We start from the raw sequence: 14,814 nt of genomic DNA, 5'->3' as shown, positions 1-14,814 counted from the left end.
TCATCGGTTGACCCGCGGATCGTCCCGGTTATATTCCGCCCACTTCGCGGCGCTGGCATCCGGCGTCCGATGGCCCCTGTGGTGGAATTGGTAGACGCGCTCGACTCAAAATCGAGTTCCGAAAGGAGTGCTGGTTCGATCCCGGCCAGGGGCACCATTCCTGAACAGACTTACGAACCAGAGTCCGCGGTTGGCCGTCAGGGCCTAGCGTGGCCATGATATTGTCGTTCGAACCGATAATGCGGATGGTGCGATCCGTGACAATGATGGCGTCCACGATCGCGCTCAGATACGCTTTCCTGGCCGCCACATCGCCGGACACGAGCTGCTCACGCATCAGGCGAGTGAAACGATCGATAGCCACAGGATCGATCTCGATCGGCACGGCGCTGGATTTCCTGGTATAGTCGAGTGCTTCGCGAGCCCGGTCCCGGGTCGTTTTGAGTGTGGATACGCGGTCCCTCAGGGTCGGGTCGGTGCCATCGATCGTCCCCGCCTCGATCGAAGCATAGAGGCGGGAGAGGCGCTCCTCAGCGTCGGTCACCTGACGGGCGAGCTCGACCAGGCGGCGATCAGCAGTTGCCTGGCGATCGTCACGGCGGGCCTTTAAGGTTGTCAGGATGGATGCGACCCGTTCTGGCTGTAGAAGCTGATCCAGAAGGGCCTCTACCACGAGCTTCTCGATCACCGGGCGGGCAATCTTGCGATTACTGCAGGATGCTCCGCTGCCTTGTTTGTGCTGTCCCTTTTTGATGGCGTGGGTGCACTTGTAATAGCTGTAGATGACACCGGTCCGAGAGGTACCGGTCGCGGTCGTTAGCGCACAGGACTGAGCGCAGTCGCAGCGGACGAGCCCGCCCAGCAGGGATGGCGCGGACGCCAGACGGGGGCCACGGGATTTCGGGCGACGGGACACCAGCAAAGCCTGGACCGCCTCGAAGGTCGCCTGATCGACGATGACGGGAATTTCGTATTCGATGATTTCGGAGGGAGCCTTGCGCTCGCCGTCATTTCTCCGGTCGAATTCATTGAAGTTGCGCACGCCGGTGTAAGCGCGGCGGGTCAGCATTTCATGGATGGTTCCTGTTCCGAACAACGCTCCGTTGCGCGAGCGATAGCCGCGCCCATTCAGCCATTCCGCAATCTTCTTGGTTCCCAGCGGACCGCTCGTGCCATCGCCATTTTTGGCCAGATCGAAGGCGCGGATCACCACCTCCGCTTCGACAGGCTCGACAGCGAGCTTCTTCTTCTGCTTGCTGCCGATAATTTCCGCAGCGACCGACTTGTAGCCGTAAGGGATGATACCTCCGTTTGAATAGCCGAGCTGCGCATTGGCCTTCATCGTCCGCATCGTGGAACGGCCCGTCTCTTTGGACTGGTATTCGTTGACGATGCCGATGAACTTCCTGAACATGTCGCCGGTGTCATCCTTCGCAAGCGGCTCGGCATGCGAAATCAACTCGACCTTGTGCTTGCGTAGCGTTTGAACCGTGAGCTCCTGCTCTACCTGATTCCGGAAGGCTCTCGAGAACGAATAGACGAGGATGGCATCGATCGTGCGCGTCCCGTCGGTTGCACGCGCGATCATCTGCTCGAATGCGGGGCGCCGCATATTCGTGGCCGTCTCGCCTTCCTCGCGGAAGATGCCGGCGATATGATCGCCATCGCGCTTGCAACGCGTGAGCAAACTCGTCTCCTGAGAATCAAGGCTCAGGAGATTGTTCGACTGCTTCTCGGTCGAGACACGGATGTAGATGAGCACATTGCGACGCGGCTGACTGGCCTCATGTGACGATGTTTCGATCTGCAGATTTTTGCGGGCCATGTCGGAGCTTTCTTACACGTTACAGAAATGAGTCTAACCATACGAGGGAATCGGGGGAAGTAGTACTTTGCTCAGCCGCCCTCGCACGGTTAAGATGCTCTCACCTTCGGTGTGGACTTTCCTGTGCGACCACCTTCCAGCGGTCACGGAAGGCTTTGCGCAAGCGACCGTTCTCTTCGATCAATAGCCGCTCGAAATCGGCCTGCGCGTCATGCGGATTGCTTCGGAAGCCATACACGAAAAGATCGTGACGCTGCTCTTCGGAGAGCTGCTGGAGTTCGCGAATGAACGGCAAGCGGCCGACAACCTTGAAGCGCCTTTCCGGATCCAGAGTGAAATCAGTCCCGTTGGCAGTCGCCTCCATTGCTTGCTGCATAAGCGCAAGCGCTGCCTCGACGGCAATTTCGGCAATCAGTTTGATGAAGTGATCGCTTACACGAGCGGGAGCATTATCATGTGTGGGCATCGCATGTTCCTCTTTCGTTGGTCAAAGTGACATCTTGCGAGGCGAACCGAAGACGTCATCGAGCACGGCCGAGAAATAACGCTCGATGGCGTCGAGCTCGGCCGGCACGATGGGCGGCGGATCCATGACCTCATTGATCACGATCCAAAACTCAGGGTCGGAAGGCCGTAAGGCGCTGGAGGCTGCACGCGTCCTCAACTCCTTGGCCTGTGTTGCGTCCGGCGGTGGCGCCGCCGATTTGGCACCAGTCGCGGCCCGGGGACGCAACCGCACCTTTTTGATGCGCGGCTTAGCCATGGCCGACCTCCGTGGTCGGCGCTCGGCGGACCAGAGCACAAATATCGCTCTCGCCGACCGCATGCTGCGCCCCGTGATGGACAAAGCTGCTCTTCGAAGAGATCCCAATGCGCGCGATTTCATGGCTGTCCGGATGATCTCCGCACTGCCCGATATGTCCACTCGCTGTTGTATGGGATGCGATTGTCGCAGCCACGGAAACCTCCATCGAAGGAGGTCATCTGTATTGCTCCTGGCAGAATCAGGTTGCAGACCAAATAAAGAGGCTTGCCGCGTTCAAGCGAGCATTGAGCATTAATGGCCACAGCGTACAAAGAGCTTGTCGTAAAGTTGCTTGCTCTTTCCGCTTGAGGCAAGCGGCGACGATCGCCGCCGCCGAGGGGCGCGAGCGCTCTCAGCCCAAAAAGCCCCTTAGCCGCGCTCATACGCCGATGCCATATTGCGCTCAAGCGGCCGTTCGCCCGCACGCACTGCGAGATCGAGGGTGGGATCGAGTGTGCAAGTCTTGACCTGGAGGCGTGATAAGCGAGCCGCAAACCATTCCAGGCGATGTTCAGGCGTAATCTTTGCCTGCAGCCGTTCCGACAATGGCAAGTCAAGACGGGCCTGTGCGTCGATTTCGCGGAGATCGGCAAATATCTCGAGGTGATCGCGCTGGCGGGAGAAGGCGACATATGCTTCGTTACGGGTCATTGCTGAACCCGCCCAGACGAAGGCGCGATCCGTCGTCAGGCCCTGCGACCCATAAATGGTCGTGCTATAAGCGTGCCCGATACGCGCTCTGCCGTGCTCATCGGCAAGTTCCGAGACTTGGAAGCTCGCCTGCCGCCCCGCGATCGCCACATGAAGGATCGGATCTTGCGTGTCCATACCGTCGATATGCGTGATCGCGGCCGTGGTGCCATTGATGACCGACAGGCGGTCGTGTCGAACCAGGAAGCGGATCTGATCGCCCACTGCGAATCCCAGCGTCTGGCCGTGGCCCGATGGCGTCACTGCCGCCACCTTGATGTCTTCGGTGGAGATTACCCCGTCACGCTTCAAGCGAATACGGACTTCGTCATTTAGGGCGCGGACTTGTGCATTCGTCTTGGCGATAAGCAAGACAGAACCATCCGGCGCCTCTCGGCGAGACTTTTCCCAGGCATCGATAACACGCGTGACGGTCGCCCGCTCGCCCGCCACCAGGTTGAGCAGCCCGCGTTCCTCAAACGCCGCCAATCCCTGCTTGGCACGACCTTTGGCAAAATCCGTCACCGCCGTCCGCATCCAGGCCTTGCGCTGTCGCACGATGGTATCGACACGGGTCGTCCCTGTCACACCCGCAACGATCGATAGGCCCGGGCCAGCACCGACGGCCTGGAGCTGCTCGCGATCGCCGACAATTACGACCTTGGCGCGTGCCTCCGCCGCCCTCTCGGTAATTGCCAGCATCTGTCGTGACGAGAGCAGACCCGCTTCATCCACCACGAGAACGGTATTCGCGTCGAGAAACGGCTCTTTCGTTCGCGCGAGCCAAGCGTCCGTTGCCATCGCTTCGATACCCAGTTTCTGCAACTCCCTCGCAACCTTCCAGGACTGGCTCGTACCGATCACCCGCCGAGCTGTCGTTAGCGAAGGTCCGGCAGCATCAAGCTCCGAATAAGCCTCTACGATTGCAGCAAGTGTCGTCGATTTCCCAGCTCCAGCGGCGCCCTCGATAACCGCAATGGCCGCCGAGCTTGTTGCAATCTGTGCTGCATGCGTTTGCTCCGCCGACAATCCGTGCGCGCGACACAGTTGAAGTACGCGCTTACGATCAGGCGCAGCCCGATGTTCATGCATGAGTCGCTCGGTCACAGCGACCAACTTGCGTTCGACGAGAATTTGCTCGGGAGTGGAATAGACCGGCTGTTGCAGGGCATCTCGTCCCAACTCGACGATCTGCCGAACTTCGACAAGGCGTTCAACCTCTTGTTCAACCCGCGCCGCATCCGCACCAGTACCGACCAGCGAGGTCGCGACGGCGGCATAGAGATGACGCCGCTCAAAAACGCTTTCATGCTCTGTCAGAAGCGAGGGGATCTGAGCGACACATTCAGCAATCTGACTCTCTTGCTCCTGCAGATCCCGCCCCCTGGTGGTACGCAGGTCGGCAATGAGCCGCTCTGCGTCCAGAAACGGAGCGGACTCTTCAGCCCATAATTCGAAACGATCTCGCGGGCGCTCTTCGCTTTTCGATGAGCGCGTCCCAAGAGCGATGGCTGCGGCCAGCGCCGGCGCGTCCGCGGTGGATAGTCCTTCTGCTTCGATCGCCTGTTCGATCTCTTGGCGCCGTGCCGAGAAGTGGCGCTGTAGAGCAACGAAATTGGCCGACAGTGAATCCTCACCGCCATTACGATCTTGCGGCACAACGATTTCGAACGTGCCGTTCTTCCCCACACTACCGATTTCAAATCCAATTTTTTGTAAATTTGTCGACAATGATAGATGATAGATAGCTCCGGCTGCCATTTTATGGGCAAAGAGATGCCGCGCATCGAGTGCGCCAACGCTGCCATCTTCACGGAGCGAAAAGTTTAATAAAATTGCATGGGTATGCAAATTCGGATCTGAATAGACTTTGCCGTCGCCATGTTCGACCGGGCGCCCCTCGCCATGCTGGAATGAGGCCACCGTCAGATTTGCCTTTTCGAGACGATGGCCATTCTTCCCGCGGCGGCAGAAACTCGAATTTCTTTCCAGAAACGCGATCGTGGCGACACAGGCTTCGTATTGAGCATTCTCGATAGCGCGCCGTGTCTCCTGATCAGCAAGCGCAAAAGCGACCGAGACCGATTTTGGTGCCGATAACGTCAGGTCGATGCCACCGACACGCTTTTCCTTGTCGCCTGTATTCGACAACAATGGCTGCCCATCCATATCCAGCGAGGCGTGCAAGCGTTCGAACAAAGAATTATCGATCTCGGCACCATGCTTCACGCCGAAATCATTGGTCGACGAAATCCAGCGGCCTGCGGGCTCGCCGCCACCCAAGTAATATTCCGACTGCTTGCTGTAATACCTTGCCGTCGTGCCAGCCGCGATTGTCGCAACCATATCCGCCTCCATCGAAGGGGGCGTTGGTAGGGGCCGAGATCGCTGCGCGTTGCAGGCCAAATAGAGAGAGAGGGATTGGGCTCGCCGGGCGAATTGTCCCGACGCTAAGAAGAACGGATTTAACTCAATACAAGCGAGCGCAGTTCTCGGCTTCGAAACGGCTCACCCGCTAAGCAGATCTCCTGCTTGAGCAAAAAGGGTAAGAAATGTCATTTGGACGGCCGGACGTTTTTGGAAACCGTAACGCAGCAAGGATTTATCTCGGGGAAGAGCGTCTCGCATCGATGCACAAGGACGGCGCAATCGCTCGCATTCACGTGATTCGCGACCGCTTCAGCCTCAAGCAGATCCCTATCGTTTACTATAACGCGAAATTCGGTGCTCCGCTGCAGACGGATGAGGACACTCTCGCGGCGTGGCATCGCAAAGACTTCCATGCGGTCACAGAATTTCAGCTTATTACGTATGGCGTGATGCTTGACGAGACCCAGCGAGCGGGCTTCGAGCGTGGTGACTGGATCGCCGTTGTCCCGGCGCACGGAGACAAGGGTCAGAAAGGTCCTCCAAGTCAGGGTCTGGTTGTCGGCACATTGAGGACCGCCTTATACGCACAATGCGTCCGGACAAGTCGCGTGCTACAGATGGCCAGGTTCCGAGCCAATCGTGATGCCGACACATGGACGCAAGCCAATGCAGCGGAACGCGACCAACTGGAGAATGTTGAGCTCGCCACTGTGGAAGCAGCTTTCACGGAAGCCAGCAATCAATACGGCGCACCTGAGATCCGAGAGGAACGCGAACAGGAAGTGACGACTGAACATATACGTACGGCTGGGCGCGCGGATGCGAAAGTATGGTTTGGCTTGACCCCAAAGGAAATCCGCGCGCAGGCGGCGGCCGAGCTTCTTTGCTACGAGCAGCTTTATGGGCGCTTCAGCTATCATGAGGTTGCCGACCGCGAACTTCCCGTCATCAGCGTCTTGCGCCGGGGACACCTGCGAGCGCTCGCTGTGCACCGCATCACACGGGAGACCGCTCGTTATCGCGTGGCGGACGGCCTGCCGATGGGCCCGGGTACCAAGGCACGTTTAGACTACGGTGCGGACTACGATCTGAACCTGTGGGGGTGCTTCGTTTTGGCGCTGTATGGCGGGATCAACCCTGTCACACTTTACAGCGAGTTCGAGCCGTTATCCGACCTTTTCGATCTAGCTGCCTGGTTCGGCTATTTTGCTCGTGGAGCCTGCGACGAAATGTCTCCCGAGATAGCCGTCACATTGGCAGCCTGCTTATCGACCAATCCGGGGCATGCCGTCATCAGAGAGGACATTCCGCACCTCGAGAAAATCTATAGCCAGATCTACTACTTGACTGACCTGCTTGTCGGCGAGGATCGGCTTCGTGACCTTGCGCAGCAGGCGATCGCATCACACGCATCGGTGCGGGTCCCGCCGCTCTATTACAACACGGTCATTACCTCGCGAACGAAAAAGCCTGACAGCGCCGATGCCGCGATAGACCCGAGATTCGGGATTGGACAAGGAGAAGACGGGATCAATCTGACTGTTGATTTTACGAATTACCCGCAAATGGTCGATGGAGAGAAACTGTTGCTTCGGCGCTTCCGCCCTCTCTTGTGGTGAAGGTCACTACATTCCAAACGACAAGCGCTGGCTGACGTCTAATTGGCCTGCAACATGGATCCGGTAAATTCCGCACTTTGCGCTCACGACCACAATTAAGCGGTCGTGAGGCAAAGGAAATCGGCCATGACTATTCTTCAACATCTGACAGCTCTCCTTGGCACCGCGCAAACGCGCCTCGCCGGGGGTGCGAATTCCATTCAGGCTGCCCCGTGGGCACGCGCCATCCGCAACGTGCGGCAGGCACGGCATCACCGTTCGTCAACCTCCGTGGCGCGCCAGATGCTCGACCGCTATCCGCACTGCTATCTGATCAACTTGGGCTACGCAGGGTTCCCGGGGATCAATCTTGCGGAATACCGGGCCCTCTCCACTGACGGAGGCATGCCGTTAGTACGTGTAAGTGCGAGGGATTTGGCAACCTTCGAACCATGTCCATTCGCTCCCGTCACCTTTGCGGCGCATGGAGCGATCTTGCTCGCGGGGAACAGGAAGCCACCGAGCTCGCACGCATTGGTGGTCATCAAGGCTATCGAAGAGACCGGCTGGCATATCCTCACTATCGACGACGCGTGTCGTATCCTTGAGGGATGCGACGTCTCAAAGTCGGCCAGCGTGTGTCTCACGACCCGCGGAACCTGGATCACCATGGTCGAGAACGTAGCCAACCGACTGGGTATAGCGGAAAGCCTGTTTCCGATCTGTGAACAGGTGGTTGCGACACGCACCGCTGTCATGGTCGTGTACACGCCAGGTCTGCCAAAACCGATGAAGCTCTGGCGGATGAGCCTGAAGGGCATAATGCCACCGCTGCCGCCCGTGCCGTGAGCCAATCGGCGTAATGTTCGTCAGGGTGCCAGAGCGCACCCTGACGAACAAACTTTCGAAACACGGAATGCTACGCTCTTGCTCCGCGTATGTGACCACTACAGGACCAGGATGTCACGATCGGTGAGCCCGCAACGATTTCGTAACGTTCCGCGGCTTTTTTCAGAACGTCTTGACGAACATAGGCGTCAACTCGGCGTTCTCATAGCGCAGCTTCTCTTGGTGTCCGTGCTTCGGCATAAGCACGTCTCTCGTTACTGCGAACGTCTCGGGTGGCGGTTTAGAGCAATCATGCCGCGCTGCTTGATCGGACAACCATGCCGCTTCCGCGTTAGCGTTGGATCGGCTGCCCATTACCTTTCCATATTCACAGGCCAGAGTGGCGTTCAACGCAAACACTCTCAGAAACGCAATCGGCTCATCTCGATCGCCGCTCTCCCACGTGCGAAGGATCGCCGCATAAGGCCGACCGTCACGACCGATACGCCATTCAATCAGCTTTCCGAAGACGTCCCCCGCTGCACGCCAGGCGGCTGTCGGTCCATTGGTGCGATCATGTCCAGCCCGCGTGAAGGTGACGGCGGCCACGTTGCCTTCGTCGGCCAATGTCACCTCATACCCACCCGCTCCTGGGCATACGCGCAATGTCATGTGCTTCCGCGAGACGTCTCTGCAAGCTGGTCCTTGTGTTGTGGTGTATCGCTGGCCAGCTCCGGCCTGCACACCAATAGCAGACAGAAGCAACGCCGATACAGCAAGTGGCAGTTTTCTCATTGCGAGGCATCCGCAACAAGGCGGCGTTTGCAAAGATCACCGGCAAGATTCTGTCCCGGAGATCCGAACTGCTCCAACGTGCTTTCGAAGAACTTGGGGCGGTCCGCCGAGCCATTCAGGATGGACATCATTTGCCCGATCCCTGCGGCCAGGCGCAACGTCCCGGCGCCGAAAACGGGCGTGAACAGAACCCCGCAAAGAAGATTGAGGCGCATCATGCTGACACGCAGGTTTACGCCATCGATAACCGCCCGTTCGGCGCTTCTTATCCCCCACAACTGACAGTGCGCCCGGCGCCCCGGAACGAAGACATCGTCAAAGTAGAAATCCCCTTCCAGACCTTGAAAGAGACACGCCGCGATGTCCGCGAAAACTGCGACTTTCTTGATCATCTGGCGGCCACCGCTTGAGGTGGCAATCTCTACATAGGCGTAGATTTCGTAGTCGTTCGTGAATTCGCACTGTCCAAGCCGCGTGATCGTGCCGGAGAACCGGTAGAGACCCATGTTTTCCCCCTGTGGCTCAGGAGACAATAGGAGACCTGCATAAATATCGGATTAATCCGATGGTTCAAATTGGACGTTGCCTGGATTTTCCGGCGATGCCGCGAACGACTTTCAAAGACCGATTCCCCCAGCGCGACGCTCCAGCCGCGAAACTTCTTGCTTTGAACGTAAAACGTACGCGGAAACGCCGCGGTTTGACGCAGGATGATTTGGCAGCGCATCTCGACGTCGAGCAGAGTGCTGTTTCCCTCATCGAGAATGCACGGGCCAATCCGAGCCTTCTCCTCCTGGACGCTATGGCGAAGGCGCTCGGGTGTCGCATGAAGGATTTATTCGATGATGCCCCTCAAAAAGATGACCGTTAGGGCAAGCTACGGATAAAATCCGGCGGCGATCAGGCCCGAAGCTCGCGCGGACCTGCCACCCCGGCCATCCCGCTGAATAAATTCGATCCATGTGAACCGTGGCTAAACCCCTCTTCGCGCAAACGCTTTGTCCGCTCGAAGCTGTAAGGTTGGGCGGAATTGATTATATAGAACCGCGTCTAGACACCTCTTCGATGCTGTACGCGACTTATATGGTCCCAGCGATTGGCCAACGTACGGACGCGTGCCAGACGTTACCGTCGCTGAGACACGACATATCCCATCAGCCGCGTGTCATCATGTCTGGTTTTGCGGATGATCATGGGGCGCTTGACGTATCGCTTGCTGTTCGGGAACACGATAAGATCTGTCGACGGAAGCTGACCAACCCCATCGTCTGTCAAGAGGCGTACCCCCTTTGGCTGGAAGGCGCGGGTTGTCGTGCCGGCGTTATTCTCCGTGGTTTCGGTTGCCTCCATCAGCGTGTAATTTCCGATCGACCGCGAAAGAAGTTCACGCTCGTCCGGATCGATCAATGGCAGATCGGAATATGTGGTGAACTCTGCGGTATTGAGAAGAGTTTTGGCACCTTCCGTTCCGTTGACCTCGATGATCTGACTCCGGCTTTGCCAGAACGTCCACAGCCGCAGATTCTGGCCGGGCAGTTCGCCAGCAGCGATCAGCAGTTCCTCGAATCGGCCGAGCGTCGCAGCTTCGTCGATGAAACACATGATCGGCTCGCGTGCACGGTGACGCCGGACAGCGGTGAAAAGCTCACAGAGCAGCCATCGCATGAGCGGAGTAAGAGTCTTCATATCCTCGGCGGGCAACGTGATGAACAGGTCCATGTCCCCGGCCGTGATGTCCGACATCGAGAACGTGCTGGTATGGGTGAGGCGTTGCAGCCGAGGATCGGTACACCAACTGAACGCCTGGGCGGCCGTTGATACGATCGAGTCCCGGCCTTTCGGATCCATTTCAAGCACGGACCTCGCGGCCGCCGCTGCGTCTCCTTTCAAGGGTTTGAGATACTTCTCGAAGACCGTAAGATTCGCCAGCAGCCAGCCAGCCGTCGCCGGATTGGCGCGGTTTCTGGAATGCGCCACGAGAAACGCACCGACGATCACAGCGACCGCGCGGTTCTGGAAATAAACCGATTCACCCGCGACGTATTCGGGCAGCAGAGCTCGGGCGATGCGCTGCAAATGCAGAATATTCTTCGGATTCATGTTCGCAAGCGGATTCCAGCTATCCGTGCCGCCGACGATGCCGATGGGATCGAGGCAGCGCACCGTCCGTCCGAGCGCTTTGCGACGCGCGACGACGGCACGGTAGGCTTCTCCCTTCGGATCGATGACGATGGCGGGACCGTTCCAACCGTTATTGTCAGGAACGACGAGGTTAGGAATCAGCAGACCCGACGTCTTGCCGGTGCGCGGCGGCGCTATGGTCACGATGTGGCTCTCGGTCGTAACCCGGATCGGCCGCGTAGTCACCGGGTCGAGCCCGAGCTCCACTCCGATGTTCATCTGGCGCCGTTCCTGGCGGGTTGCCCACCGGGCATTGCCATAGGTGCCGTAGGGATCGCGACGCGGTCCGTAATTCGGGATAAAGCAGGTGACGAGCGCCACGGCCGGTCCTGCGAATATGCTCGCAAAGGCAATCCGGCCGTACGGCCCCAAAGCTTTGGTCTGGCCGATCGCCATGTCGCGATAAGCCAGGAGGCAATCCAAGCCATAGCTTTGCACCATCGCGCTGAACCAGACCGAAGGAGAATGTATGGTATTCGGCCACAACGAAGCGTTGAAGCCATGCACCATGAATTCTGCGATGGGGAAACCAAAAACGAAGGCCGCGATGGTCAACGGCACGAAGACTTTCCAGAACATCTGAGTTACTCTGCGTTGGATATTGCGAATTGAGCGTAGACGGCGGCCGGCATAACGGTCTCGCCATGCCCGTCCTTGGCGGACCAAAATCGAAGGCGGACATCTCCCGCGGCGTTCCGGCCCATTACGAGAACGGCGGTGCCAACCGGCAGGCGGTAAACTTGCGAATGACCGTCGGGAAAGGTCCATTCGAAGTCGAATGGGCGATCGAAGTACACCTTCGCGACGCCGGTGTTCCGAACAGCAGAGCTGCCGATCACGGTGAGAGGGATTGCGATCAGGGCGCAAATCACCAAGCCTTGCCACCGGTAACAGACATGGCGGAGGCCGGATCGGATGAATTGCCTTGCCGAGCGAGGCAGCTGGATACGCCGTCGCGGCAGCACGTCCGCGATGGCGTTCTCCAGAACCTTGCGATCGTAAGGAAGCAACGCTGGATCCTTAAGACCGGCCAGACGCGCTTCCGCGTCGGGCAAAGCCAGAAGCTCAGCGAGCTTTGCGGCGCTTGCCCGGCGGACCGCGCGACTGGAGGCGTCGGCATCAGCCTTCGCTTCCCGAAATCGCGTGCGCAAGGTTGCAAGACGCTGGCTCATGACGCGAGCCAAGTTGCTGCAGGCCGGACCGCTTCCATGACGGACAGGCGGAAGCCCTTCAGGTCATTGACCATGCGACGCGCCTGGTTGAAGCCGTACTCCTTCTGGAAATCGGCCGTCTTGAGTTGCGGGATGGCGTACAGCCCCGTAGCCTGCAAGAAGGCCAGCGTGCGCGGTTCGAATTCGAACTTCGGCAACACCGTCACCCCAGCACCATCCGCGACGCGCTTCAGCATTGCCTGATCGACGTCGCCGCGCAGCTTATTCTCGACCACGAAGCGTGCCTTGGCCCACCGCTTCGACGAAGCCAGCAGTTTGGCGCCATCGGTCAACGCGGAGGCATTGGCGGTGACCACGACGACGAGCGCCATCTCGAGCCCGGTATCCGCGATGCTCGCGACGAACTCGTCATCGAACGACGCCAACAGAGACGAAGCGGTATTCGCCCCAACGTCGATGATCGTCGGCAACTCAGCCGCGACCATGGCGTTGATCGGCGCATCGAACTCAGCTCGGGCGGCCTGGCCGCCTGTCCGGTCGATGGATGCGCGGTCAGCCCGAACCGGGAAATGCGACACGCGCTTCACGCCCTTGGTCTTGCCGTGGTCGTATTCGAGGATCCGCGGTGAAGACTCAAGTTCGAGGATCGGAGCGTCGGGGACGGCTTCCGCAACACCGCGGGTCAGGGTCGATTTACCGACACCGCCAGTTTCTTGGGCAACGAGCAAAAGGCGTGGCATATGAGATCCTCCTGGGCAACTGAACGAATACGCGCAACCATTGGGCGGTCCGTCAGGCGAGGAGGAGCTTTACAGGGGAGGAGCCTGCCAGATTGCAGACCAATTGCCGAAACGCCACGGCGTAGAGTCAGCGCTTTCGGAGGAGATGAGCGTGCTTGGCCAATTCTGCCCGGCGAATTTCATCTTCGCTGATGACTGGGTCAGGCGTTCGCATTCCGGTCGCCCTAGCCATTTCCGGGCTTAAGGACACCGATTTTTGGACAGAACGACTGCCCCTTCGCAAACTTTCGGGCGAATTATCTGCCTGATCTTGGGACGACTTCTTTACATTCAGCTTTGTCGCCCGGACTCTGATGTTATGCATCAAGGCGGTCAGCCGCCTGCCCGTCAATGGCTGGCCTTCTCCCTGGGTCACCCCCTGTGCTGCAAGGCAGCTTGCAAGTTCAGCCCAAGTGACCCCTTCCAAATTGTGAAGGCGCTCAAGTTCGTCGAAGTTGTCCCGGATGATTTGAGTTGCGCCAGTCTTGCCCCTCCCTTGGGGCGAGGCGACGCGCGCAGCCTGCAGCCGCTTCGCATCACCGCGCAAACGTTTGAGATCGATTCTCATGACAACAATATACACATCGGTCCGAAATGAAACGCAATCAGCAGACAAAGCCCCAAATCACGACATTGATATAGATGAATTCGGCATTACACGATCTCGACCGAATTAAACCTCTGCAGATGCAGCCAGAGAAACGCGAAGAGCGACAAAAACTTGAAGCCAATTAGAGGATAATATAGCGCGGTCCACCTTTTGAGGTGATTTCATTATTCGGGATTGACGCGGTTCGATGGCAGCAGGTCAAGCAGTCATTTTTGAGATAATTAATATTTTATCTGACCGACAGATCAATTGGTGAGAACTGCTTCTTAGACATGGCGGCTGTGAGCGTGGGGGATAGACGACGATGATCGCGTTACAAAAATTCGTTGAACGTATCGAGGGTGACAGACGTCCGTTGAGGTCGGAGATTTACTCTGAACTCGGTGTCGTCATCGAACAGCAATGTGAATTGCACCGGAATAATCTGTTGCCTCGCCGCGCGCAGGAGATTCTCGTTGAACTTCTCAAAAAGGAGTTTTTGAGCGAAGCATCTTCAATTGGAACGTATAAAACGTGCGCAGCGCTGATAGAAAAGATCGTGACGAAAAAGTTGCTCCGTGACGACGTCTTCTGTCGTCTAGCGCCCCCGTTGCTCGCAGCTGCGTCTGAAACAATGTCTGCCTATGAGCGCTCCTTTTTCGGCGCTAGTTTGGAAGAATTTCGGGAAGAGCAGACCGAACTGCAGGGCAGCACGCTCGTCAACATGCTGCTGCGCATCGAGTTCTACGGCGATCCACGATTGAATCGCGCTGGACATCTTATCATGTTTCAAATTCTGGATGCGGCGTACCCATCTGCGCAGAAAGAGGATGGCACGGAAGTAATTCAGCCGCTCTGGAATAAGGAAGTCGCTGACATAGCCTCTGAACCATACGTTGGCCTCGTCGATAGATTCCACGAGGTGGCGGCTCTAATGCGGATGGTTCCATGGAGTGGATTGGCCGAACGAGACCTGAATAAAGAGAACTGCAAGCAGCTTGTCGCACTGCTTGAAATCGTCTTGGAAGAGATAAATCATCCAAACTTTACTTGGCCAGACAACCTGAACGAAAGAAAAGAAATCTTCTTGTCAGAATATCTGCCCGCCGCGACGCAGCCCATAGCACGGCCGGCGTTTTACGACGCTGAATTTTAGCGGTCGTCTTTAGCCCGTGACGAGGC

At 57.9% G+C, this 14,814-nt stretch carries 13 protein-coding genes, 1 tRNA gene and 1 pseudogene; 5 read left to right on the top strand and 10 right to left on the bottom strand.

What is annotated here, in order from left to right; translation table 11 throughout:
- The first annotated feature begins 72 nt into the window (after nt 1-72).
- Nucleotides 73-157: transfer RNA gene (locus AC1RQ5_RS06090), tRNA-Leu, on the top strand.
- A gap of 513 nt (nt 158-670) precedes the next feature.
- On the opposite strand, the pseudogene AC1RQ5_RS06085 reads toward AC1RQ5_RS06090, so the two are convergent.
- The 4 genes and pseudogenes from AC1RQ5_RS06085 to mobF form a co-directional block, all read right to left on the bottom strand.
- Nucleotides 671-1,825: pseudogene (locus AC1RQ5_RS06085) on the bottom strand (recombinase family protein); the annotation flags it as partial.
- A 100-nt stretch (nt 1,826-1,925) separates the two neighbouring features.
- Complete coding sequence (locus AC1RQ5_RS06080; protein WP_493197641.1) at nt 1,926-2,291, bottom strand: hypothetical protein; 366 nt, start codon at nt 2,289-2,291, stop codon at nt 1,926-1,928.
- Nucleotides 2,292-2,312: 21 nt separating this feature from the next.
- Complete coding sequence (locus AC1RQ5_RS06075) at nt 2,313-2,588, bottom strand: hypothetical protein (RefSeq protein ID WP_493197639.1); 276 nt, start codon at nt 2,586-2,588, stop codon at nt 2,313-2,315.
- Nucleotides 2,589-2,999: 411 nt separating this feature from the next.
- Complete coding sequence (gene mobF, locus AC1RQ5_RS06070) at nt 3,000-5,666, bottom strand: MobF family relaxase (RefSeq protein ID WP_493197637.1); 2,667 nt, start codon at nt 5,664-5,666, stop codon at nt 3,000-3,002.
- A gap of 206 nt (nt 5,667-5,872) precedes the next feature.
- On the opposite strand from mobF, the gene AC1RQ5_RS06065 reads away from it, so the two are divergent.
- A complete protein-coding gene (locus AC1RQ5_RS06065; protein ID WP_493197635.1) occupies nt 5,873-7,309 on the top strand; it encodes a hypothetical protein in 1,437 nt (478 codons plus the stop codon).
- A 126-nt stretch (nt 7,310-7,435) separates the two neighbouring features.
- Entirely contained in the window at nt 7,436-8,137 is a 702-nt protein-coding gene (locus tag AC1RQ5_RS06060) for a hypothetical protein (RefSeq protein WP_493197633.1), read from the top strand.
- Nucleotides 8,138-8,299: 162 nt separating this feature from the next.
- Here the strand turns inward: AC1RQ5_RS06060 and AC1RQ5_RS06055 are convergent, their stop codons facing one another.
- A complete protein-coding gene (locus AC1RQ5_RS06055; protein WP_493197631.1) occupies nt 8,300-8,743 on the bottom strand; it encodes a hypothetical protein in 444 nt (147 codons plus the stop codon).
- Nucleotides 8,744-8,907: 164 nt separating this feature from the next.
- The gene (locus AC1RQ5_RS06050; RefSeq protein ID WP_493197629.1) at nt 8,908-9,417 is read right to left on the bottom strand and encodes a hypothetical protein; all 510 of its coding nucleotides are present in this window, start codon (nt 9,415-9,417) and stop codon (nt 8,908-8,910) included.
- Between the two features lie 59 nt (nt 9,418-9,476).
- Here AC1RQ5_RS06050 and AC1RQ5_RS06045 point away from each other — a divergent pair, with 59 nt between their 5' ends.
- Nucleotides 9,477-9,782, top strand: coding sequence for a helix-turn-helix transcriptional regulator (locus AC1RQ5_RS06045; protein WP_493197627.1), 306 nt, complete (start codon nt 9,477-9,479; stop codon nt 9,780-9,782).
- A 254-nt stretch (nt 9,783-10,036) separates the two neighbouring features.
- Here AC1RQ5_RS06045 and AC1RQ5_RS06040 read toward each other — a convergent pair whose 3' ends face one another.
- From AC1RQ5_RS06040 to AC1RQ5_RS06025, 4 genes are all read right to left on the bottom strand, one after another.
- The gene (locus tag AC1RQ5_RS06040) at nt 10,037-11,671 is read right to left on the bottom strand and encodes a type IV secretory system conjugative DNA transfer family protein (protein ID WP_493197625.1); all 1,635 of its coding nucleotides are present in this window, start codon (nt 11,669-11,671) and stop codon (nt 10,037-10,039) included.
- A gap of 5 nt (nt 11,672-11,676) precedes the next feature.
- Nucleotides 11,677-12,264: a hypothetical protein gene (locus tag AC1RQ5_RS06035; RefSeq protein ID WP_493197623.1), complete on the bottom strand. Its 588-nt coding sequence runs from the start codon at nt 12,262-12,264 to the stop codon at nt 11,677-11,679.
- Nucleotides 12,261-13,004, bottom strand: a complete 744-nt coding sequence (locus AC1RQ5_RS06030) for a P-loop NTPase family protein (protein WP_493197621.1) — start codon at nt 13,002-13,004, stop codon at nt 12,261-12,263. The genes AC1RQ5_RS06035 and AC1RQ5_RS06030 overlap by 4 nt, the downstream gene beginning before the upstream one ends.
- A 127-nt stretch (nt 13,005-13,131) precedes the next feature.
- Nucleotides 13,132-13,626: a hypothetical protein gene (locus tag AC1RQ5_RS06025; RefSeq protein ID WP_493197619.1), complete on the bottom strand. Its 495-nt coding sequence runs from the start codon at nt 13,624-13,626 to the stop codon at nt 13,132-13,134.
- Between the two features lie 331 nt (nt 13,627-13,957).
- On the opposite strand from AC1RQ5_RS06025, the gene AC1RQ5_RS06020 reads away from it, so the two are divergent.
- Nucleotides 13,958-14,788, top strand: a complete 831-nt coding sequence (locus tag AC1RQ5_RS06020; RefSeq protein ID WP_493197617.1) for a hypothetical protein — start codon at nt 13,958-13,960, stop codon at nt 14,786-14,788.
- Nucleotides 14,789-14,814 lie beyond the last annotated feature (26 nt).

It is taken from the genome of Tardiphaga sp. GW821-FHT12E02 (assembly GCF_058807155.1).
The sequence above is the reverse complement of the archived record's forward strand: the minus strand, read 5'-3'. Positions and strand labels throughout refer to the sequence as shown.